The organism is Streptomyces sp. NPDC127117, from assembly GCF_042677325.1.
Lineage (GTDB): Bacteria > Actinomycetota > Actinomycetes > Streptomycetales > Streptomycetaceae > Streptomyces.
Window position 1 is genome coordinate 40,595 of the sequence record NZ_JBHXTM010000049.1, and the last position, 21,760, is coordinate 62,354.

The window sequence follows — 21,760 nt, forward strand, 5'->3', positions numbered from 1 at the left end:
CTCCTCATCGTGCTGCGACCACTTTGCGGACCCCGGTGACCATGTGGTCGACGAGCCGGTCCTCCTCCGCGCCGCTCAGGCACGCGGGCGGTGCGAGCAGGATCGTGCTGCCCTGCTGCCGTGTGTAGGCGCCGAGGTCGTAGACCACCCGCTGGACGCTCCCGGCACATTCCACGCCGTCCAGCTCGACGCTCAGCGCCAGACCGTGTCCGCGCACATCGACCACACCGTCGGCACCGAGCAGCTCCCGCTCCAGCGCGCCGAGCAGCCTGGCGCCGATCGCACGGGCCGCGGCGACGGCCCAGGTCCGGCGCATGTGCTCCAGCGTCGCGTCCGCCGCCGCGCAGGCGGCGGCCGAGGCCGACATGGTGTGGCCGTACGGCACGATGCTCCCGGCGGGAAGCCGGTCGAGCACACGGTGGTCGGCCGCGACGGCGGACAACGCGCACACACCATTGGTCAAGCCCTTGCTGAAAGCGGTGAGATCGGGGCGTACGCCCGCGTGCTCATGGGCGAACCACGCCCCGGTCCGGCCGACGCCGGTGAACACCTCGTCCAGCACCAGCAGTGCCCCGTACTCGTCGCAGACACGGCGGATGTCACCGAGCAGCCCCTCGGGCAGCCGGATGCCGCCGCCGACGTTCAGGAACGGCTCCACGAGCACCGTGCCCGCCGCCGAACCGGCCAGGACCGTCCGCAGCCGCGCGGTGATGTGCTCACGCGCCGCCGCCGACCGCTGCCCGGCGCCGGTGAACTCGCCGAACGTCAGATGGTGGACGCCCGTCCCGGACCTGCCCGGGGCGCTGCTGGTCTGCGGCAGGCCGGACAGCGACTGGCACAGCGCGGTCGAGCCGTGGTAGCCGCGCTCGAAGGTGACGATGCCCGTCCGCCGGCTGTCGACCGCGGCCCAGTACCGCGAGCAGAGCCCGATGGCGAGCTCGATCGCCTCCGAACCGCTGTTGGCGAAGAAGAACCGCTCGCCGCCGTGTCCCCGGATGTCCCGGAGCGCGTCCGCGAGCCGGTGTGCGGGCTCGGTGAGCCCCTGGGCCATGTCGACGTGGGCGAGGACCCTCAGCTGTGCCAGATGGGCGTCCACGATCGGCTCGACACCGTGTCCGCAGAACACGTTCAGGGCACCCGATGTCGCATCGATCACCCGGTGCCCGCCGCGGTCGACCAGCCAGGCGCCCCGCCCGGCGACGAACACCGGCCCGGAGTGGTCGCGGGGAGCCCGCCAGGGACGCCCAAGGGCCGATGCCGTCTCTTCCCCGGAACTCATCGTTCCCCCTTCCCGTTCTCGATCCATGCGCACAGGTCGCGCGCGGTACGGCGGTACGCGTACGAGTCGAGGGGCGCGCGGTCCCCGCGCCGCCGGTGGATCGCCGCCAGGGCGTCGGCGCCCTCCTCGGGGTCGTCCGCGCCGTGGGCCAGCCCGTCCCTGGTCAACTCGTCGAACGTCGGGCCGTGCCGGTCGAGCACGGTGGGGAGGCCGAACAGCCTCGAATCCCTGGCCCGCAGCCGCACACAGGTGTCGTTCTCGACGCCCCGCCGGCCGACGCAGATCAGCGCGGACGCACCGGCCAGCACCCGGAAGTGCTCCGCCCGGCCGAGCGGGGTCCGGCGCACGGTCACGAAGTCGCCGCACCCGTGCTCCTCGACGGCGTCGAGGAGTGTGGACAGCACCACCGCGTTGTCGGCGTTCTCGCGCCCGTACAGGAACACCAGCTCCACGGGCACCCCGCGGCTCCGGGCTATCCGCGCGGTGTCCAGGGCGAATACCGGGTCGAGATACGCCCACAGGCCGCCCGACCAGACCACCCGGAACGTCCGCTCCGGGGCCGCTCGGGACAGTTCGCCCCGTGCCGCCGCGGCGGCGGACTCCGAGAACCCGATGGGGATCGTGGAGATCAGCCCGTCGAGCGCCCCCGACGCCCGCATCGCCTCCACCGTGACCCGCCCGGTGACACAGAGGTTCGCCACGAGCGTCGCCCGCTCCACGGCCGACCGGCAGGTGAAGAACGCCCCGCTCGCCAACTGGCGGCGGTACGCCTCCACCGTGTTCCGGTACACGTTCTCGCGGTCCGCGTTCCGTACCAGCGAGGGGTACAGCGCGTGTTCGAGCGGCGGGGTGTTCTCCACGATCACCGGCCTGCCGCTGTCGATCACGGACGACAGCCGCTCGGGGGACGGCGAGTCGAAGGAATAGACCATGTCGCACTGCCGCAGTTCACCGGCCCACGCCGCCTCCCGGGTCACCAGCCGGACCCCGGCACCGAGCGGCTCGGGAAGCGATCCCGGTGAGAAGACCGTGACGTCGGCGACCCGCGCGATCTCCGCGGCGAGTTCCCGCGCGCGCAGCCCGATTCCGCCGAGCGACGTCCAGTCGACGCGGTGCCCCGTGCAGTCCATCAGTACGCCGGTCATCGCAGACCCCACACATCGGACGGCCGCGTCACGTTGACGTAGCTCCCGACCTCGACGTAGGCCGCGCCGCACAGGACGCGCGCCGGGTCGCTCGCCACCGTCGCCAGCAGCTCCCGGTGGCCGGGGGAGACCATCGGGACCACCCACAGCCCGTCGAACCGGTCGAGGCCCCGCTGTGGTTTCTCCTCGCACGCCGTGATGAGACCGGTCCTGCGGTCGAGCGCCACCGCGCCGTCGGCGCGCAGGACCTCGGGGTCCGTGGTCCGGTGGACCAGTGCCGACCGGCCGTGCCGCCGAGCCATGTCCATCGCCTCCGCGAAGTCGTCCGGGTCCTCGGTGGTGAAGATCTGGTCGGGGAGCACCACGGCGGTGACCCCCTCGCAGTAGGGGAGACCGGAGCGGACGGCACCGCCCAGGCCCGGTCCGTGCCGCCGCGGGTTCTGCACGGTGAAGACCACCTCCGCGCCGCGTCCGCCCAGTTCCGCCCCGATCACATCCATGGACCGGGCCCGGCCCGCGCCGACGACACCGACGATCCGCACCCCCGTCAGATCGAGTGCGGTCAGCGGTTCGAGGCAGCAGTGCAGCACGGTGCGGTGCGGGCCCACGGCGTGGAGTTCCTTCGGGTACGCGGCCCCGAAGCGCGTCCCCTCCCCGGCCATCGGGACGATGACGGAGGCCCTCATGACGTGCGCCCCGGGGCGTCGGTGTGCAGGCTGCGCAGCAGCAGACGCGGGCACCGCGGGTCGTCGGTGAAGTTCTCCCTGCCGTGGGCCAGCACGTCGTTGCGGAAGATCAGGCACTGGCCGGCCTGGAGAAGCAGGTCGATACGGACGTCCGGGTCGTCCCGCCGGGCCCTGAAGTAGCCCAGCGCGCGTGCGAGGGACCGCTGTTCCGCGACGTCCTTCGGGTACCAGCGCTCGACCTGTCCTTCGCCGTACCGGGTGGCGTAGTGGCCGTCCCCGAGCTCGGCGAACACGGGACCGACGGCCTCGCGGACCGCGCCGGGGATCGTCGACCGCCTGCCGAGGATCGTGCCCCGCAACAGGACCTCGGCCGCCTCGGGATCCTCCGTCCGCAACTCGTCGAACACCCGTCCCGCGTTGAGCAGGGACGTCCTGCCGCCTCCGTGCGCCGGACGTACGCAGTACAGCAGGGTCGTCCGGATGGCTCCGATGTCCTCCAGGAGCCCGTCGGTGTGCCAGCCCTGGGCCGCACCGGTGTGGAAGGCCGGGTGGTCCGAGTCGGCCTTCCGCGTCACCTCGGTGACGAGCGGCGCGTTCCGGTCGCGGTACAGCAGCGGGGCGTAGGGTTCCCCCAGGCCGAAGTCGGCGCGTATCACCGCCATTTCCCGGTGTGCGTCCTGCGTCGACACGGTCCCGGCCGGGCTCCGCGTCACCGCGAAGCCGTAGGCCTCCAGCATGTCGTACGTCCTGTCGGGCTCCAGCAGATCGGTCACGTATCCGCGGCCGTGTGCGGTCAGTTCCGCGTAGTCCGACCTCATCAGTTGCATGCCACGCGCTCCCGCACGTCGAAGACGGTCCGGTCGGCCACGTCCCCGGCACCGGCACCGCAGGGCCTTCCGGTCAGCACGTACACAGCCCGGCCTCCACTCTCAGCTTCTCGGGATCGGTGTAGAAGGGCGGACCGAACCGGGCGCGGATCCTGCTCACCGTCCGCGGTCCGAGTGGTCGTTCCCGCGCCGTGGCCAGGGCGGCGGCAAGTTCCTCCACCGCCTGCGGACCGGCGCCCTCGAAGGTGATCTCGTTCGAACCGAGGCGCAGGTGCACGCCGGGCATCCTCGGCATCGACGACTGGAGATTGACCCGGATGCCCTCCTCGGCCAGCCTGTTCGACAGGGCGTACGCCTCTGCCGGGCCCTCCAGGGCCACCCACACCTGGTGTGTGTCGGTGTAGCCGGTGCGGCTGTCGCCGTGGACCCGGAACCCCGCGTCGGCCAGTGCGGCGGCGAGCCGTCGCGCGTTGTCATTGGTCGCCCGGGCGTAGTCCCCGATCCGGTGCTCGACCTCCAGCGCGGCCAGGGACAGTGCCAGGGTCTCCGCGAAGTGGTGACTGCTGACCAGGTCGAACTGGGCGGAGCGCAGGCTCTCGTCGATGTCCTCGGCGTCGGTGAAGATCACACCCTTGTGCGGTCCGGGGAACGACTTGTGGGTCGATCCGCCGAAGGCGTCGGCCCCGCAGGCCAGCGGGTTCTCCACGAGACCGCCGAGGACGAGGCCGAGGTAGTGGCTGGCGTCCACGTACAGCCGCGTGGCCGGACTCACCCTCCGCACCACGTCCGACATCGTCGCGAAGTCCGGCACCCTGACGCAGTTCTGCACGTCCACGTACACCAGGTCCACATCGCCGGGGGCGAGCGCGTCCGCCAGCTGGGAGGCGTCGACCCGGCCGTCCTCGCAGCGGAGCAGACGGGACCGCCGGCCGAGCCTGGTGAGCAGCGCCGGGGTGGCGTAGTGGCCGCCGGAGTCCTGGTCGACGCTCACCACGGTCGAGCCCGGTGCGGACAGGGCGGCGACGGTGAGGATCATCGCGCTCATCCCCGAGATCGGCCGTACGTTGCAGTACCGCGCCGAGGCCATCCGCCGGAGCGCCCCGGCCCCCAGCGCCTCGATGTGCGCGATGTCCTCCCCGCCGCGGAACTCCCAGAACATGGGGTCGCCCGCGGTGTTGAAGAAATACCGGTTGGAGAAGTCGGAACCCAGTGGCACCGAGGCCAGGGGCGAGATCCGGTTCTCGCTGGGTACGAGGTTGAGGGCGTGCGCGGCCCGCCGGTCGGCGTCGGCTATCGCCCTGCCCAGCATCAGCGGGTCGACGCCCGCCGATGTATTTCCGCCAGTTCGCTCCGTCACCTCATCACCTCAACGCTGTTTCGAGGATGCTCACGGTGCCGATCGCATCCGGCTCCGCGACCGAACAGTTGAACCGCACCCAGGGGCGGGTGCAGTCGTACAGGACCGCCCACGGCTCGTCGCTGCCCCCGAAGATCGCCGCCGGGTTGAGCTTGAGCCCCGCCTCCCGGCCGATCCGGTTGCACCACATGACCGCGCCCTCCGGTCCGTCGACCCGGACCGGCAGCGGCAGGAACAGGGAGTAGCCGGTCTCCGGATACCGGGAGTCGAGATCGATGCCGAGCGGCGCGAGCCGGTTGCGGTAGACGGTGAGGACCGCCGCGTAGTGCCGAGCCATGCCGCGCAGGTACCGGTCGAGGGTGTCGACGACCGGCGATTCCCACAGCATCGCCGCGAGGGGGTCGCCGGCGGCCGGCCGGCCCGATGCGACCTCGGGGGGAAGCAGCGGAGGCCGTGGCGCCGCGGTGCCCTTGCGCTGTGCCGCCCGTGCGCACATCAGGGCGACGTACAGCGCGACGACACCGGTGGACAACGGGTTCAGCGCGTAGCAGCGCTCGAACCGGTCCGCCTCCAGATACCGTCTGAGGCCGGGATTCCTGGTGATCAGCAAACCCGCGCGCAGTCCGGGGACCGACAGGTCCTTGCTCGCGGTGAGCATGACGCAGCCCCGGCCGAGATCGAGGTCCCGGACGGCCTCGCGCAGATGCCGGTCGTCCACCGCGGACCCCTTGCCGGCCGCCGCGGACACCTGGAACACCGAATCGAGGATGCGGAAGTCGTCACCGGCCCCGCCGGGCAACCGGAAACGCCGGCCGGTCACGCCGTTGGGAACGATGTCGACCAGGGCCTCGGGCGCGCCGGACCGGGTGCCGTACAGCTGACCGTCGCCGTTGTAGTGGGCGGCGACCGGCATGCCCCAACGGCGGGCGGACTGTTCGAAGGCGTAGTAGCAGGGCAGCGGCAGCACGTACTCGTACCCCCGTCCGGCGAGATACCCGGTGACCACGCTGATCGCCTCCGTCGACCCGGACATGACGAACACATCGCCGGGCCCGATGTCGGAACGGCGCAGCCATTTCGCAGTGAGCGCGCTGATCAGGTGCCGGTCGGAGCCGTCGAACCCGGTCGAGTAGTCCGTCATGCGCTGCTGTTCGAAGAGCACCGTGATCAGGGCACGAATCCGCGCCACGAGCTCCGGAGCGGCCGGGTACATGTTGCGGCCGTAACCGATCTGGCGCGATGTGGACACCCCTTGCCGGAGACGCCGGTACGCCACCACGCACTCCGCGTCCTGTGTCTCCGTCACGACTTCCTCCACAAGGATCGTCATGAGCACCACTCAGCGCTTCGCCGGTGGCGGCGTCATCGTCCGGGCGATCGACGAGACCAACCACTGCGACGACGCGTCCGGCAGCAGATCGATCCAGTGGTCGACCGGAGCCCGCGGGTCCTCGACGAACTCCAGGTACTCGCCCAGCCGTGCCAACTGCCAGTTCCGTACGCGGTGGTAGTCCGCCGAATCCCGCTCGAAGAACGAGAAGGTGTCGGCCAGCCGCTCGCAGTAATCCCGGGGCGCCCGGAGGCCGACGACCCGGACCGCTTCTCCCTGGCCCGTGATGGCGGCGCGCAGGAGGGACAGCCGCTCGCTCGAATGGATGTTCATCGGTGCCAGGACGCAGCCGTTGCCGTGCCGGGCGGTGTGGACGCACAGCGTCGTGAACAGCGCCTGCCAGACAGGGGCCTCCTGGAAATTCTCCGGCAGGTCGGTACGGAACTGCATCAGGGCGAAGCCCAGTTGCTCTCCGTCGACGACGTCCACGGCATCGACATCGCCGAGCCGACCGGCGACCGCCTGTGCGAGCTCCATCCTCGACAGCGCCCAGGGGCCCGTGATGATGGTGATCATCGGCTTGCCCGGAACAGTACGTGGACGTCCTTGTCCGCGGTCGCCAGCTCCGGCCGGTTGGAGATGCTGGACCAGGTGGTGCGGGCGAATCCGTGCCGCGCGAACACGTCGCGCAGGACGTTGGGGTGCCAGCCGCCGAACCCCGGCAGCTCCTTGCCCGTCTTCCGGAAGTCGCCGTTCGGACGGCCGTCCCACATCGTCTCGACGGCGACCCACACGGCGGACGGTGTCGTGTGCTCCGCCACCGCCCCGGCCAGCCGGCCGAGGTCCGCCACGGTCCACAGCACGTTACGGGAGAACACCGCGTCGTACCGGCCGTCGATGTCCTGCGCGTCGAGCACCGAGAACCTGGGGGCGGGTCCGCCGTCCGGTCCTCGCCGTCCGAGCGCCTTCTCCCGAGCCCGCGCGATCATCCGCTCCGAGGTGTCCACACCGTGGACTTCGAAACCCAGCTCCGCGCACAACAACGCGTAGGTGCCCGTTCCGCAGCCGATGTCGAGGAGCGTTCCCGAACGAGTGGGAAAAGCCTCCGCGAGCATCGACTTCCAGGCCTCCGCCTGCTCGGACGACAGCGAATTGCCCGGTGTTTCGTCATAATTCCCGGCGCGGTGGTCCCAATGCGCCACCAAATTCGTCACGCCCGACTCCTCCGGCCGCTATTCCTGCTCGTTGTCCGTGCCGAAAACGATGTGAATTCGCATGTCGTCGCCCCCGTTGAACGCACTGTGCAGATGCCGGGTGTCGACGTAGTAGAGGTTTCCGTCGGCCGGGACGTTCACGACCTTGTCGTGCTCGACGAAGACGAAACGCGCGTGCTCGCTCGTGGTGACCGCGAGGTGATATCGCGGCGTCATGTCCCGGTGCACCGAATAGCAGTGCTTCGGGTCCAGTGCCATGATCCTGGTACGGATGGGATTGAACGGGAGCCGGTCGAACACCTCGCCCAGGTAGCTGTCTTGCAGCTCGGCGTGCACCTCGGTGAAGTCGGAGTCCGAGGAGATCAACGACTGCCGCAGGCAGCCCTCGTACCACGGGTCCGTCGCCGCCGGCCGGTGCTGGAGTGCGAGCTGCCGTGTCCCCTCGAAGGCCAGCGGATGCTTTTCCAACAGGCTTGCCACCGACTCGCGGAGCTTGTCGGGGTCGATGTCGAGATCGGTCCTGGACGTCAGCACGGTCACGGCGTGACTCCTCCCGCGGAACGGATCAGCCAAGTCCGCCAATGGCGAACCGGGTTTCTCGCTTTCCTGCCTCTACTTGATTTTTCAGACCACCGCAGTATCTGTCATTGCCGTGACGCGACCACCTGATTGGCTGATCGCGTCCCGCCGGAACCAGTCTTCGCGAAACCTGCCCGGCGGCACTCCGTACTCGGCACGGAATACCCGGCTGAAGTCGGAGGGCTGGGTAAAGCCGTTGCGCAGGCCGATCTCGCGGACCGAAACCGATCGCAGCCGCGCGTCGCAGAGTTCTCGTCGGCTGTTCTCCAGCCTCCGCTGCCGAATCCATTCCGACGGCGTGCTGCCCGCTGTCTTGAACAGCCGTTGCAGATAGCGAATGGAGATGTGATGCGCCGAGGCGACCAGGCTCGGCGTGAGACCGCAGTCGCCGAGATTGCGGTCGATGAATCCGCGGATGCGCGTTATCAGCTCGTACTGCTGGGTCTGCGGACACACTTCGCCGGCATCGACGAAGTGCCGCTCCAGCACCGCCGCGGCCAGGTGCAGGGCGGCATCACCGAACCGGGCCAGCTCGGGCGCACCCAGCCCGGTCGCCCGGCCTGCCGCCTCGACCAGGAACGAGCGGAGCAGCGGCCCGGAACCGGCCGCGTCACGGACCTTGTGCTGCGGCGCGCCGACGTCCGGCGGAACCGTCGGCATCGCGGAGCCCGGGAACACCATCACGACCGCCTCGGCCGTCCGGGTCCGTCGCGTCGGGCTGATGCCCAGGGGAAGCCGGGTATCGCACAGCGCCACCGCCGCGTCCCGAACGATGAGTTCGCGCCCGGCACGCGCCACTCCGATCTCGCCGAGCGAACTGAGCACGAGGGCGTGCCGCCCGGTACCGGCCTCCAGCACATGGGGAGCGGAACCAGTCGTTCGGAATGTGATCCGGTGCGCCGTGACGCTGCCCAGTTCAGTGGTCTGCAGCGTCGGACGGACGCCGCGGAGAGCCGGGTCCTGGTGTCCGAGTTCAGTGGCGCCCCCAGCCGCCGGCCCGCGCGCAGTCCCTTCGGCCGTCCATCGGTCTCCCCGCCGGACGGAACCAACCAACGGCACCGTCTCACCGCTGCGCCGCATTTCCAAACTCCCGTTCTAGCGAATACTCGGTTCGTGTCCCCACCGCGACGCGCCACCCCGGCTTTCGGCCGTCACCGCGACCGGCCTCATGACGCGTGCGGGCATTCCTTCTCCAAGAGCAGTCCGTTACATACTGGCGCTGGTGAAATATCACTGTCATTGATAAGGCGCGACCAATCACTTGACCTCGCGCGCCGCGCTGTTCGAGGCAACCGGAAAGCACACAGTCGCCCGATGCGCCATTGATTCGCGCGAAACCACCGGATCGGATCAGCCCGGTGTCGCCCGGTTTCCGGGCTGTTCCGGGCGGCTTCCGGGACGTTCCCGTGCTGTCCCCGGGCCGGGGTAATAGTTTCGGTGAACGAAGCGGAAATGGCTCAATGTTGGCCAACCGAAAGAGGGAAGGAGTCAGAGCCCGGGTAAGGTCCTGCCCGCCACAGCGGTATGGCGCCGGCCTCGATCCGACTTCGGTGGACGCCCTGCACGCACGATGAAAAATACGAAGAAAGGCGCTGAGTTGACCTCTCCATGCGTGATCGATCCCGACCAGGAACCGTGGATTCTCGCACGGCGTTTCACAAATCGACTGACCGACGCCCTGGGCGACACTCTCCGTGATGTCGTGGTGGTGGGATCCGCGTCGCTGGGCGACTGGCAGGCGAACAGCGACATCGACCTCGTCTGTGTGGTGGAGAACGCATTGGATTCGAGGGCACGCGACGCAGTATCGCCGCTTCACGAGAATTCCGAGCACGAATACGGTCACACGATCGATGCGATGTACGTGACAAGAGACGGTCTGGCCAAGGGCCCTGACGCCCTTCCGTCCGTCGTGGCGTCGGTCGCCGGAGCCCTGCACCCCGAGTCGACGGACGGACCGATGAACTGGGCGACCTGGCTCAACATCGTCCAGTCCGGTGTCCGCGTCCCCCTCGCGGAGGACGGAGCGATGACGGCGGTGGCTCCGGGGAACGCCGGGCTGCCGATCGAGGAGGAGACCGCGCGCGACGGCGCGATCAGCTTCTCCCGCACCAATCTGGACCAGTACTGGCGCAACAGGATCACCCTGTCCGAACAGATCTACCTGAACAACGAAACGGCCCACCCGGTGTCCACGTTCGAGGTCGAGTGGATGTCCCTGGGGCCGGCCCGACTGCTGGCGACGGTCCTGACCGGGCGCATCGTCTCGAAGTCGGAGGGCGGCGAGCTGGCCGCCGACAGGTCTCCGGAGTTCCGGCCGCACCTGACGAGGGTGCTCGACACCCGCAGGGGGGCGGACGTCACGAGGACGTGGAGCCGCGAGGACCTGGAGCGTTCGCTCGCCCTCGCCCGCATCTGCGTGCGACTCGGCGCGGGCGGCTAGGGCCTCTCCTTTGGATCATGGAGGGCTCGTCGCCGACGAGCTACGGCCCTCGGGGCAGGCCGCGGTGTTTTCGGCATGCTCGCGACACCGTCCGCGACGCAACGTTCGGCGGCCGGTGAGCGTCTCATCGGGTGTGATGGATCTTCCTGAGACCACGAACTCCGTCGGCACCGAGGACGAGCACGAGGACGAGCGAGTGCGGTCCGGCCCGCTGTGGCGCCATGCGCTGTGGGCGGCGCTCGTCACCGCCGCCGGAGTGACGGTGGGGTGGTTGGGCGCCCTGTTCCGCATCGGCCCGGAGGAGTACGGCCTGCCGCCCGCCGCGCCGGGAGCGCTCTGGCCCTATCTGCTCGCCTGGGCCGTGATCGGCCTGGGGCTGAGTGCCATCCTACGGTTCGTGGCGGCCAACGTGCCCGTCTACTCCCCGTCGGAGGTCCTCCTCGGCACCGTCATGATCGGCACCCGGCTGTCCCTGGGCTGGCGGCCGGAGCCCCTCGAAGTCGCGGGACTGGCCGCGGCCGCGCTGCTCCTGGTGACCGTCTGGTGCGCCGTCGCACTGCGAGGGGCGGCCGTCGTGCGACGGTCCAAGGACGCTTCCGGGGTCGCCTAGGCCGGTTCGCTCGGATCACTTCCGCCGGCCGGGGTTGTCGTTGATGATGTCCATGTGACTCACCGCATCAGCGCTCTGATCTCGGCCTTCGGCGTCCTTGCCAGCGTGGTGCTGCTCGTTCTTGCCGTGCGTGAGTACCGCTCTGGGGCCTCGTTTCGCTGGCTCGTGGCTGGAACCGTGATCTTCCTCAGCGCTTTGTGCACGCTCGTGCGGGACGCGCGGCGGCTCCGCACCGGGCCGACCGCCTGACAGCGGCGCCGTTCCGACCAGCATCGCCGGTCGTTGTTCGTGTGTGCCGTTGACTGACGCGCAGTGGGCGCGAATCGAGCCGATACTCCCAGATCGGACACCGCGGCGGGGTGGCCGGTGGCGGGATCAGCTCAAGAAGTGATCGACGCGATCGCCTGGAAATTCCGGACGGGATCGCAGTGGATCCACCTTCCGGAGAAGTACGGCAACTGGCGAGGCGTCTACAGCCGGCTGCGGGTGTGGTCCCCCGACGGCACCTGGGAGCGGGTGTTCACCGCGCTGGTCGCACAGGCCGACGCCGACGACAACCTCAACCGGGCTGCTTCGGTGGACTCCACCATCGTGCGCGCACACCAGCACGCGGCCGGGCCCGTAAAAAGGGGCCCCAGCAGGCGAACCGGCAGATCACGCAATCGGTCGTTCCCGGGGCGGACTGACCACAAAGATCGATCTGGCCTCCGATGCCCAATGCCCGCCACTGGCCTTCGTGCTCACCGCCGGACGGACCGGTGAGGCACCCGTCTTCGCTCACGTCATGGCCCGCCTTCGCGTTCCTCGACGGCGAGGGCGGCCCCGCACGAGGCCGGACGTGGTGCTGGCCGATAACGCGTACTCCTCCCGCGCGATCCGCGAGCACCTGCGCAAGCGCTGTATCCGGGCGGTAATCCCCGTTCCGGCCGATCAGCGCGGCCGACGGCTGCGGCCTGGAAGCCGGGACGGCAGGCCACCAGCCTTCGGCCGCGAGGCATACGAGCAGCGCAGCACCGTCGAACGCTGCATCAATCGCTTGAACAGTGGCGAGGCATCGCCACCCGCTACGAGAAGACCGCGACCATCTGCCTGGCCGGACTCCACATCGCGGGCATCTTCCTCTGGTCTGCGCGGTGATCCGGACGAAACTGCCCAGCCCCGCCCCTTTTGCTTCCGCCGGCCATGTCTGCCGGGTGGCGGAAGCGGAGATGCGTCTGCTCACCATCCGAGTTGGGGCTCGCCCAGGACTTCGCTGCCGATGCGCGCGGCGAGCTTCTGGGCCCTGGCCAGGTCACCGAACTTGTTCACGTGGACGAAGACGGTGTGGTACTCAGTCCACCGGCCCCACTGGGAGTCATCGCCGTGGAACACGACTTGGACTCCGTCGTATTTCCCCGACCCGTAGTGATCCGCTTCCGGTTCATCCGGCCACATCCCGTGCCAGCCGATGCCGGCCATGCCCCGCCCGAGAGCCTTCATGAAGCGTTCCTCCACACTGTCTCTCGGGACGTCCTCCAAAAGGTACAGCGGGAGGTACTGCTCCAGTGTGGTGTCGTCTGCCGTCGTGATGTCGAGGCCGAACCAGACGTACTCACCCGCCGGGCCGGTGCGCACCTCCACGTAGTCGAACTTCGCCTCGGGCAGCACCCCGGCCAGTTGCCGCAGGTCTGCGACCGTCTGCAATTCGGCGAAGAGCCCGACCTCGTCATCGCGCTCCGCCAGCAGCGCGCACAGACGTTTGGCCTGCGTGTACGCCATTGTCACGTCGGTGGTCCGGAGAACGGGATATGCCTTCGAGTTACCCATGGACCGCACCGTCACATGCCCTGACCAGCCTCCGCCATCGCATTTCATGTGACCGCTGTGACAGGTCCCCGGTTCGTCGCGGTGCTGGAAAAAGTCCGGGTGCGCGGGTCGGTAGCCACTACATGGTGGGGTTCCGGCTACGGGGGTCCGTCATCCGTGTCGTCTTCGCGGAAAGCATCGACGAACTCAACCGGAGGGTGTGACCGAGGAGTACACACCGAACCACTGCTCGGCGCCGTACTCCTCGAACCGCTCCACCTCCGTGAACCCCAGCTTCGCCGCGAGGCGCATCGAGGGTTCGTTGGCAGTCTGGGTGCAGAGCACCACCGGCTCGCCGGGAAGCGCGTCGGCGAACCAGTCGAGTGCCGCCGCGCACGCCTCGGCGGCGTAACCTGATCCCCATGCCTCCGGCAGAAACATGTAGCCGAGCTCGGCCTCCCCGGCCTCCGGACCGACGTGCCCGCGACGCCCGGCGTCGCGCCGATCGAATGTGACCATGCCGATCATCGCTCCGTCGAGATCGATCACGAAAAGGCCGGGCCGCCGCCTCGGCACCTCGGGCACCGCGCGTTCGAGCTCATCACGCGGTCGGGGCCCACCGATGCAGGCGCCCACCAACGGCGAGGCGAACAGCTCGATGAAGGCCGCACGGTCCCGGTCTTCGGGCTCACGAAGCACGAGCCGCTCGGTCCTGATCGGTGCAGGTGGCCAGGCGATGCTTCCGAACTCAGTCATTCGGCCAACCTGACCAGCGGATTCGGCAGCGATCAAGATTCGAGCCGGTCAACCCACCGGGTTCTGAAACGAGGCTCGCAGCCGGCCTGCTGCAACGCCCAGCAGTGCGGCTCGACGGGGGTTTGCTTCACCACGAGTCGGCCGATCACATCGGGACTGTGCACCCGCTTCCCCAGGAGCCGGAGCGGTCTCCGGGAGTGTGCTCGATGTCGGCCCACACGACGCTGCCGGGCCCGGCGGGCCCGTAGGAGACTGTCCACTCGGCGTACTTGTCAGCGTAGTTGTCGCTGACCGTTACCCGGTGATCCGTCGTCACCCTCAGACCGCTGATCGGGTTCGAGTCCGACGCGGAGACCTCCATTGTCGTGCAACGAGTGCTTCATTGCTCGTCGCTGAGACCCTGGAGATCGGCGGGCTGTGTTCTGTGGAACGTCACGAGGATTCCGTAGGGGTCCGCCAACCGGAGTCTGCTCTCGGTGAAGCGGATTGCCCAGGTCTGGTCGGCCCACACCGTTGCTTCGGGAGCCGCCAGCGGCAACTCCGGGAGGTCCAGGTCCAGCCAGCTCAGTTCGTCGGGTGTGAGTCCGAAGTGCCGTTCTCGCAGTCGGGTGCGGCAGTAATCCAGGGCCTGGTCGACGAAGAAGTCGAAGCGGCTCACGACGTCGTGAGCGAGTTGGAGGGTGGGCATGTCCGGTGGGGCTGCCGGCTCGGTCACCAGACTTACGCCGGCCGGGTTCGCGCCTGCCGGCACGTCGAAGTAGCCGGTCCAGGAGGCAAGCGACGGAGGGCTCTCCGTCCGGCTCAGGGCAAGCCCGGCGATCTGCAAGGTGGTGGGCAACCACGGTTCGGAACCCGGGGCTTCAGTGCCCGAGCCTCTCGGTGGCGCGTCGTTCTCGGACATGGGCCCAGCCTAGGCCAAGCCCTGGGTGCGGAGGGTGGGCGACGTCGCCCGGAGTGCTCCCGCCACGGCTGCGTCACCACCCACCGGCGAAGAAGCCGGCGAGTGCCCGGGACGAGTCCGCCGCGTTCGTGGTGTTCGCGAAGGCGATCACGAGCACAACAGCTGTCAGGAGCGCCGAGGCGTACCCGCCCAGCTTCAGCGTGTGCCTCGAACGCGCATCGGTCGATGGCTTCGGTCGCCTCCACAACACGACACTCACGCCGGCCAGTACGAGCGCCACCAGGGCCGCCATGGCGGCCAGTACAGCGTGGTAGGTGGCGAATTCGCCGATCATGAGGGTGAGCGCGGGGGAGTGACGGCCGCCGGGATGGACGGCGAGTTGCCGGCGAACCTCGGAAAGGGCCGAGGCGAGTTCGCCGTCAGCGCCACCGCTCGTCAGCATGGGCAGCAGGGAGGCGAACGGCGCCGCCGCGCCCTGCAGATTGGCCACGAGCGCGACAAGGGCGAAGAGCCCGAGGGCCGCGACGACGACCCCGGACAGTGCGAGAGGGAGCCGGTCGGCCCGTCCTGCGGTCCGCTGCCGTAGACGTCGCCGGAGAACGACAGCCAGTGCCACGGCCACCGTGAGGAGCAGCGCGGAGACGCCGGCCTTCACGAGATGGAAGCGGAACCAGAAGGAGACCGTGGTGTCCAACTCGGTGGGGAAGTCCTGGCTGCCCGAACCCCAGTAGGCGACGAAACCCCGGCGGAAGGAATCGCTGACGTTCGCCGTGCTGACGGAACTCCGGGCCAGTGCGTTGGGCGCGAAGAAGAAGGCGACGAGGAGCGCTCCGGCCAGAGCGGTCAGCAGGCCGAGCTGCCGCCTCGGTGTGACCGAAAAGCGGGACAGGGGTTCGGGGCTGATCATGAAGGGCTCTCGGTTCTCGGGAGGCAGCGTCTCTCAGCGGGGGGATCCCCGGAACGGGACGCTACAGCGGGGCTGGTCGGCGGGTCTGTGGGGTCAGCCTCCGTCTACGGAGTGGGGATAACCCGACCCTGGAATGCGATCCATGACGGCTCTTCGAAATTGGTGGGGGTTTGAGCGCCGGACGGGTTCCACTGTGGACCCTGACCGATAGATGCCGGCAGCTCTCGTAGATCATGTTGTTGTCGAAGCAAGATGATCACAACAGAAGAGCTACGGACGTGGCGAACGATACGACGCGGTTGTCGGGCCTTGACGGCCTGGCCGTGGTCGGGGCCGCCGACGACACCGACGGGGCGGTGGTACACCTGGTCACCGCTGATGAGCGGGCACGCCGCTGCCCGGACCGTGGCGCCCGGGCGCGGCGGTCGAAGGGCCGGCGGGTGACCCGGCCGCGTGGCCCATCGGCCGGTGGCCGCTGACCACGGCTGGTGTGGGCCGAGCGCCGCCGGCGCTGTTGGCATGTCGGCTTCGTCGACCTGTCCGGCAAGCAGGGCCTGCTCGGGCAGGTCGAAGGCCGCACCGCCCAGGCGGTCATCGCCTGGCCGGCCGCGAACAAGCCTGGCGCGACGCGGTCCAGTACGTCGTGATGACATGTGCACGATCTTCAAGTCGGCGATCCCACCGGGTCCTGCCGCAGGCCGCCCTGTTCGTGGACCACTTCCACCTGGTGCGGCTGGTGAACCAGACCCTCACCGAGGTCCGCCGCCGGGTCACGGTGACCCGCCGCGGCCGCAAGGGCAACCGCGAGTGGGAACCGCGCAACCGGCTCATCCGCTCCGCCGCCCGGAAGTGCGGCGAGCACGTCGACGCTCTCCTCGACGAGCTGTCCAACCTGCCCAGGGTGATCGGCGCGCCGATCACCGTCGCGTGGAACGCCAAGGAAGACCTCCTGGGCCTGCTTGCCGCCGCCCGGAGCCGCCCGGACCGGGAACAGGTCCGCGATCTGCTGTACCGGTTCTACCGCCGATGCGCCGACGCCGACCTTCCCGAACCGCAGCGCCCAGCCACGACCGTCGAGACATGGCGGCCAGAGATTCTTGCGTTCCTGCACACCGGGATCACCAACGCCGGCTCCGAAGGCGTAAACCGGGTCATCAAGACAATCGCCCGCGACGCCTACGGCTTCCGCGACCCCGGCAACCAGCGCTCACGCACCCGCTGCGCGACCACCCGTCGAGCCCGTGGACACCTCGATGCCCGCAATACCGTTGAGCCCGCACCCTGCAATCGTGTTGGCTGGCGGCACCGAACTGTCAGTACCGCAGGTGTCCGCTTGGCTGTAGCAGGGAGTTGAACGTGCAGGATATTGTCGACCCGGTTGCCCACAATCGGGCAGCCTGGGACAAATATGTCCAAGAGGGCAATGAGTGGTCGAGGCCGGTGAGTGCTGAGGTTGTCGAGCGCGCCCGCATGGGCGACTGGTCGATTGTTCTCATCGGGCATGAGCCGGTCGACCGCTCCTGGCTGCCGACGGACCTGACCGGCAAGGACGTGTTGTGCCTGGCCTCCGGCGGTGGCCAGCAGGGTCCGATCCTCGCCGCAGCAGGGGCGCGGGTCACCGTATTCGACAACTCACCCCGCCAGCTCGGCCAGGACCAGATGGTGGCGGCGCGCGACGGACTTGAGCTGCGCACCGTCCTGGGCGACATGCGCGACCTCAGTGCCTTCGGCGACGCAACATTCGACATCGTATTCCAGCCGGTCTCCAACCTATTCGTACCGGACTTGGCAGCGGTGTGGCGTGAGTGCTTCCGCACCCTGCGACCGGGCGGAACTCTGCTCGTGGGCTTCCTCAACCCTGATGCGTACCTGTTCGACCACGAGGCGCTCGACGAGCGCGGCGAGCTGATCGTCGTGCACAAGCTGCCCTACAGCGATGTCACGCAATACTCCGCCGAGGAACGCGCCACGAAGTTCGGCGCGGATGCCGCTCTTGAATACAGCCACACCCTCACCGACCAGATCGGCGGGCAACTCGCCGCGGGGTTCGTCCTCACCGGCTTCGCGGAGGCGCCGCACCAATCCAACGCATCCGCTCAATACATGTCGAACTATTTTGCGACGCTGGCGGTCAAGCCGGGCTGACGCAGCCGTGGGGCCGGCCGAGACGGCCGTGTCTCCGAATGGCCAAGTGGAGCGCCGTGCCGGCCCGCCCCCGTCCGCACAGCCGCGTTCCTGAGGTCGTCCTCCTGCTCGGCCACTTCCCACGGGACGATCTCGCCGCACCCCGCCGCCGTCGAGCAGCCTGCCCACGGCCCCATGGTGAACGGTCCTGTCCGGCATGCGACGAGTCCAGGACTCAGCTCAAGGGAGTCTTCAGCCGCACCCCAGTGCCCCAGTACCCCGGCGGGCACGGCTTGGATGTGCCGGCGGCGAAGACGGTCGGACGCGGACGGCGGCGCCCACTGGTCAGACCTTCGGGGTCTCCGGGCCCTGGAGTACCCCTCCCCTCTCTGGCATGCTCTCGCCGAGCAACGCGCGTAGAGCGACGGAGAGTTGAGGAGGACGGGACATGTGTGAGCAGTGCGGTCCGGCCGACGGAACGGCGGAAGAGCCGACGGACCTCCGACCGGCGGCCCCGTCACGCAGAAAGCTGCTGTTCGGCGTCGGCGCCGGGCTCGGGGTGGCGTTGACCGGCGTACCGGCCCTGACCTCGTCGGCCTCGGCGGCGACGCTCAAGGACGGCCGGTGGTGCAACCCCGCCCGGGGCCACTTTCCCGCCGGGGGCTACTACGGAGCCCCGCGTGGCCCCTACCCGCACGCGGGTCAGGACGTCACCAACTCGACGGGTACGGCCGTCCACGCCGCGGCCGCCGGCACCGTGATACGGCGCGGCACCGGCGTTCTGCCGGGACGCACCGGGAACGGCCTGGTCATCTCGCACGGCGGCGGGCGGTACACCTACTACGGGCACCTCAGCGCGTTCCGGGTCTCGCTCAACGCGAAGGTCGCCGCAGGGCAGCGCATCGCCGACATGGGCGCCACGGGCAATGTGACCGGACCCCACCTCCACTTCGAGACCCACAGCGGAGGGCTGGGGGTCACGGTCAACCCGGTCTCCTACCTCGCCGCCCGCGGAGTGGATCTGGGCGGTGGCTGGCCGGCCATCAGCCCCGGTGCCGTGGGCGCGACCGTGAAGGCCGTCCAGTACCTGATCACCCGGCGCGGCACCGCGCTGGTCGCCGACGGCAACTACGGTTCGGTGTCGGTCGACGCGGTCAAGAAGTTCCAGTCGTCCCGTGGTCTGGTGGCAGACGGTCAGGTCGGTCCGAAGACCTGGCCGAGCCTGGTCTACTCGCTTCAGCGGGGCAGCTCCGGAGCGCATGTGCGCGGCCTTCAGACGGTCCTCAACAAGCACAGCGCGGGACTTGCCGTCGACGGTGACTTCGGCGCCGTGACCAGCACCGCTGTCCGCGCCTACCAGAGCGTCAACCGCCTGGTCGTCGACGGCAAGGCGGGCCCCAAGACCTGGGAGGCTCTCGTCGGTTGATGGCCCGGCAGTCACGTGCGCACCGGCAGGGGCCGCTCGTACCATCGCTCCGGCTGCACGTTCACCACCCGGAGCGAGCGACGGCCCGTCGGCCTGAGTCGATTCGTCGCCGCGGACGGGCGGTCGTCACCACTGTCGCCGTACGGTCGCCTTGCCGCCGGTCACCAGGCTCGCCGGTGGAACGTCATCGGCCACGACCGCGCCGGCGGCGATCACGGCATCACGACCGATGCTGACGCCGGGCAGGATCGTGGCGCCGGCGCCGATCCACACGTTCTCCGCCACGTCGATGGGCGCGCCGGTGAGGTACAGCCGTCGTTCCTCGGGGTCGACCGGGTGGCCGCTGGTGATGAACGTGACCTTCGGGCCGATCATCACGCGCTTGCCCAGCCGGATGCCGGCGTAGTCCAGAAACGTGCAGTTCTGGTTGATGAACACGCGCTCGGCCAGGTCGAGATTGAGGCCGTGGTCCGTGTAGAAGGGCGGATAGATCGTGACTCTCGGCGGCAGCGACTTGCCGAGGATCTGTTCGAAGAGTTCCGCTTTGCCTGCTTCGTCATCGAAAGGCAGGACGTTGAGGCGGGAGGTCAGCTCGGTGACCTGCAGAACTCTCTCGGCCATGGCCTGGAACTCGGCGCTGTGAATGCGCATGAGGCGGTCGCTGGACATGCTGCGATCCCTTCTGGTGTGCCAGGTGACTGGGCTGGGTCGGGAAGGACTGGGCTGGACTCGCTGGGGGCCGGTGGAGGCCGCGATCGGGCGGACGGCCGAGTCACCCTTGTCGACGTTGGCGTTGAGGCCGGGGCCCGGGCCGGGGGTCGCGAGCATTTTCGATGCCGTCGTCGCCGAGCTGTGGTGTCGTCGCCCAGGACGGTAGCCAGGCCGTGTCGGGGAGCCTCGGCAGGGTTTTGAGGTGGGCGATGATTCCGCGGAGTTCCGGATGCGGATTCGTGCCGGGGAGGATGAGCGAGAGGGGGTAGGCGAGGGCCGGATTCACGATGGGGATGCGGCGCAGGTCGTGATTGGTCGGCCAGATGTACCGGTCGCGTGCCCCGACCAGTGTGGCCACGTCCGCCGACTCCGCGAGGGTGTCCAGGAGCACTTCATCTCCGAAGTGCGGGCCTGCCGCGTCGATGCGCAGGTCGAACGCGGCGGCGAGTTGATCGTAGAAATCCGCCCATTCGCTTCGCGGTGCGATACCCGGCACCCAGATCCGGTGCTTGCGCAGTTGTGGTGGCGTCAGCCTTCGCGCGGAGGCGAGCGGATGCCTCGGGCCGACGAGAAGCTCCAGCGGGGTGTCGAACGCGTGGATCATTCGTAGTCCGGGCGGCAGCGCGGCCGGGTCGGTGACGGTACGGAACGAGGCATCGATATCGCCTGCTTCGATGGCGGCGACCGCCACGCGTGGATCGTTGACCCTGAGGGTCACCACGTCGAGATTGGTTTCGGGATGCGACCGCCAGTAGTCGTGCAGAACGACGGCCTGCGCGCTTCGCAGGCCCAGAACGTCGATCCGCAGGGCCCGGGATCCAGGCCTGACCGCGGTGATGGCTCGCTCGACACCTGCCACGATGCTCTGAGCATGGGGGAGGAACGCCTGACCGTCGAGCGTCAGCTCAACCCCTCGGGCGGTACGTGTGAACAGGCGGACCTCCAGCTCGCGCTCCAGGGTGGCGATCCGCTTGGAGACTGCCTGCTGGGTCACACCGAGCTCGTCGGCCGCATGCTGGAACTGTCCGAGCTCGGCCGCCCGGACGAACGATCGCAATGCGTTGGTGTCCACGGGCTCATCCTAGGTGCGCCCAACCGATCGTTGTGGCTCGCCGGGGATCGGTTGTTCGACCACGGTCCGGCGTGACTGTTGTGATTCACGCACCGAACCATCGGTGGTCAGGGGTGGGGGTCCGAGCTGAGGAGCGGGGCGCCGCTCGCGGCGCCCCGTCATGCCTTGCTCGTCCGGATCCCAGGCCAGGAGCTGGTCGAAGAGGCGGCGGTCGCCGTCGAGCTTCAGGGTGCCCGCCGGGATGCGCCCGTGCATGGCCAGGACCAGATCGCCGGCCGTGCCCGGGGCGGGCCTGGCCGGGGGAGCGGCGGCAGGTCCTGCGGCGACGGCGGTGGCCCGGAAACGGCGCCTCTCGCCCAGGTGCCGCACCAGGTCGAACAGGGGCCATTCGGGGCAGGTCGGCACCAGCACATCGAGGCTGGGGCGGAGGAGACCGCGGCTCGGAAGGTGGTCGACCGTTCGTCGATCAGCCGCAGCGGAGCGGAGAACTCCAGAGTGTTTTCCCCTGCGGTTGTCTGTCACCGCGCACCGGCAACGGGCCAGCGGTTTCGCAGCCAGGGCGGGTTCGGGGGGGGGGGGGCCCGGGCGCCCCCCCCCCCCCCCCAACC

23 protein-coding genes and 1 pseudogene are annotated in these 21,760 nt (G+C 69.2%); 7 read left to right on the forward strand and 17 right to left on the reverse strand.

Annotated features, from left to right (window positions below):
- Nucleotides 1-4: 4 nt before the first annotated feature.
- The 10 genes from ACFVH0_RS31855 to ACFVH0_RS31900 all read right to left on the reverse strand — a co-directional run bounded on the left by ACFVH0_RS31855 (nt 5) and on the right by ACFVH0_RS31900 (nt 9,275).
- Complete coding sequence (locus ACFVH0_RS31855; protein ID WP_385825887.1) at nt 5-1,279, reverse strand: aminotransferase class III-fold pyridoxal phosphate-dependent enzyme; 1,275 nt, start codon at nt 1,277-1,279, stop codon at nt 5-7.
- Entirely contained in the window at nt 1,276-2,424 is a 1,149-nt protein-coding gene (locus tag ACFVH0_RS31860; protein ID WP_385825889.1) for a hypothetical protein, read from the reverse strand. Before ACFVH0_RS31860 ends, ACFVH0_RS31855 begins: the two co-directional genes overlap by 4 nt.
- Nucleotides 2,421-3,110, reverse strand: coding sequence for a hypothetical protein (locus tag ACFVH0_RS31865; RefSeq protein WP_385825891.1), 690 nt, complete (start codon nt 3,108-3,110; stop codon nt 2,421-2,423). The genes ACFVH0_RS31860 and ACFVH0_RS31865 overlap by 4 nt, the downstream gene beginning before the upstream one ends.
- Nucleotides 3,107-3,937: a TauD/TfdA family dioxygenase gene (locus tag ACFVH0_RS31870; protein ID WP_385825893.1), complete on the reverse strand. Its 831-nt coding sequence runs from the start codon at nt 3,935-3,937 to the stop codon at nt 3,107-3,109. The genes ACFVH0_RS31865 and ACFVH0_RS31870 overlap by 4 nt, the downstream gene beginning before the upstream one ends.
- A 73-nt stretch (nt 3,938-4,010) precedes the next feature.
- Nucleotides 4,011-5,294, reverse strand: coding sequence for a hypothetical protein (locus tag ACFVH0_RS31875; protein WP_385825895.1), 1,284 nt, complete (start codon nt 5,292-5,294; stop codon nt 4,011-4,013).
- Between the two features lie 4 nt (nt 5,295-5,298).
- Nucleotides 5,299-6,600 carry a hypothetical protein gene (locus ACFVH0_RS31880; RefSeq protein ID WP_385825897.1) on the reverse strand — a complete coding sequence of 434 codons (1,302 nt, stop codon included), beginning with the start codon at nt 6,598-6,600 and terminating at the stop codon, nt 5,299-5,301.
- Between the two features lie 33 nt (nt 6,601-6,633).
- Nucleotides 6,634-7,200 carry a hypothetical protein gene (locus ACFVH0_RS31885; protein WP_385825899.1) on the reverse strand — a complete coding sequence of 189 codons (567 nt, stop codon included), beginning with the start codon at nt 7,198-7,200 and terminating at the stop codon, nt 6,634-6,636.
- Nucleotides 7,197-7,838, reverse strand: coding sequence for a class I SAM-dependent DNA methyltransferase (locus ACFVH0_RS31890; protein WP_385825901.1), 642 nt, complete (start codon nt 7,836-7,838; stop codon nt 7,197-7,199). Before ACFVH0_RS31890 ends, ACFVH0_RS31885 begins: the two co-directional genes overlap by 4 nt.
- 18 nt (nt 7,839-7,856) lie before the next feature.
- The gene (locus ACFVH0_RS31895; RefSeq protein WP_385825903.1) at nt 7,857-8,378 is read right to left on the reverse strand and encodes a hypothetical protein; all 522 of its coding nucleotides are present in this window, start codon (nt 8,376-8,378) and stop codon (nt 7,857-7,859) included.
- An 84-nt stretch (nt 8,379-8,462) separates the two neighbouring features.
- Nucleotides 8,463-9,275, reverse strand: a complete 813-nt coding sequence (locus ACFVH0_RS31900) for a helix-turn-helix transcriptional regulator (protein WP_385825905.1) — start codon at nt 9,273-9,275, stop codon at nt 8,463-8,465.
- Between the two features lie 754 nt (nt 9,276-10,029).
- Here ACFVH0_RS31900 and ACFVH0_RS31905 point away from each other — a divergent pair.
- From ACFVH0_RS31905 to ACFVH0_RS31920, 4 genes and pseudogenes are all read left to right on the forward strand, one after another.
- Nucleotides 10,030-10,860, forward strand: a complete 831-nt coding sequence (locus ACFVH0_RS31905; RefSeq protein ID WP_385825907.1) for a nucleotidyltransferase domain-containing protein — start codon at nt 10,030-10,032, stop codon at nt 10,858-10,860.
- A 136-nt stretch (nt 10,861-10,996) separates the two neighbouring features.
- Nucleotides 10,997-11,470 (forward strand): hypothetical protein, encoded by a 474-nt coding sequence (locus ACFVH0_RS31910; RefSeq protein WP_385825910.1) that lies wholly within the window; start codon nt 10,997-10,999, stop codon nt 11,468-11,470.
- A 54-nt stretch (nt 11,471-11,524) separates the two neighbouring features.
- Entirely contained in the window at nt 11,525-11,719 is a 195-nt protein-coding gene (locus tag ACFVH0_RS31915; RefSeq protein WP_385825912.1) for a hypothetical protein, read from the forward strand.
- Nucleotides 11,720-11,762: 43 nt separating this feature from the next.
- Nucleotides 11,763-12,607 (forward strand): annotated as a pseudogene (locus tag ACFVH0_RS31920) (IS5 family transposase).
- Between the two features lie 81 nt (nt 12,608-12,688).
- On the opposite strand, the gene ACFVH0_RS31925 reads toward ACFVH0_RS31920, so the two are convergent.
- The 4 genes from ACFVH0_RS31925 to ACFVH0_RS31940 all read right to left on the reverse strand — a co-directional run bounded on the left by ACFVH0_RS31925 (nt 12,689) and on the right by ACFVH0_RS31940 (nt 15,819).
- Complete coding sequence (locus ACFVH0_RS31925; protein WP_385825914.1) at nt 12,689-13,276, reverse strand: hypothetical protein; 588 nt, start codon at nt 13,274-13,276, stop codon at nt 12,689-12,691.
- A 186-nt stretch (nt 13,277-13,462) separates the two neighbouring features.
- Nucleotides 13,463-14,011: a GNAT family N-acetyltransferase gene (locus ACFVH0_RS31930; RefSeq protein ID WP_385825932.1), complete on the reverse strand. Its 549-nt coding sequence runs from the start codon at nt 14,009-14,011 to the stop codon at nt 13,463-13,465.
- A gap of 379 nt (nt 14,012-14,390) precedes the next feature.
- A complete protein-coding gene (locus ACFVH0_RS31935; protein ID WP_385825916.1) occupies nt 14,391-14,849 on the reverse strand; it encodes a hypothetical protein in 459 nt (152 codons plus the stop codon).
- A gap of 136 nt (nt 14,850-14,985) precedes the next feature.
- Nucleotides 14,986-15,819 (reverse strand): tat (twin-arginine translocation) pathway signal sequence, encoded by an 834-nt coding sequence (locus ACFVH0_RS31940; protein WP_385825918.1) that lies wholly within the window; start codon nt 15,817-15,819, stop codon nt 14,986-14,988.
- A 490-nt stretch (nt 15,820-16,309) separates the two neighbouring features.
- On the opposite strand from ACFVH0_RS31940, the gene ACFVH0_RS31945 reads away from it, so the two are divergent.
- From ACFVH0_RS31945 to ACFVH0_RS31955, 3 genes are all read left to right on the forward strand, one after another.
- Nucleotides 16,310-17,173: a transposase gene (locus tag ACFVH0_RS31945; RefSeq protein WP_385825920.1), complete on the forward strand. Its 864-nt coding sequence runs from the start codon at nt 16,310-16,312 to the stop codon at nt 17,171-17,173.
- 2 nt (nt 17,174-17,175) lie between these two features.
- Complete coding sequence (locus ACFVH0_RS31950; RefSeq protein ID WP_385825922.1) at nt 17,176-17,964, forward strand: class I SAM-dependent methyltransferase; 789 nt, start codon at nt 17,176-17,178, stop codon at nt 17,962-17,964.
- A gap of 538 nt (nt 17,965-18,502) precedes the next feature.
- Nucleotides 18,503-19,369 carry a peptidoglycan-binding protein gene (locus ACFVH0_RS31955; protein ID WP_385825934.1) on the forward strand — a complete coding sequence of 289 codons (867 nt, stop codon included), beginning with the start codon at nt 18,503-18,505 and terminating at the stop codon, nt 19,367-19,369.
- A gap of 126 nt (nt 19,370-19,495) precedes the next feature.
- Here ACFVH0_RS31955 and ACFVH0_RS31960 read toward each other — a convergent pair whose 3' ends face one another.
- The 3 genes from ACFVH0_RS31960 to ACFVH0_RS31970 all read right to left on the reverse strand — a co-directional run bounded on the left by ACFVH0_RS31960 (nt 19,496) and on the right by ACFVH0_RS31970 (nt 21,557).
- On the reverse strand, nt 19,496-20,038 hold the full coding sequence (locus tag ACFVH0_RS31960) for a DapH/DapD/GlmU-related protein (protein ID WP_385825924.1): 543 nt from the start codon (nt 20,036-20,038) through the stop codon (nt 19,496-19,498).
- 103 nt (nt 20,039-20,141) lie between these two features.
- Nucleotides 20,142-21,152 carry a LysR family transcriptional regulator gene (locus tag ACFVH0_RS31965; RefSeq protein ID WP_385825926.1) on the reverse strand — a complete coding sequence of 337 codons (1,011 nt, stop codon included), beginning with the start codon at nt 21,150-21,152 and terminating at the stop codon, nt 20,142-20,144.
- Nucleotides 21,153-21,161: 9 nt separating this feature from the next.
- Entirely contained in the window at nt 21,162-21,557 is a 396-nt protein-coding gene (locus ACFVH0_RS31970) for a hypothetical protein (protein WP_385825928.1), read from the reverse strand.
- Nucleotides 21,558-21,760: the final 203 nt, after the last annotated feature.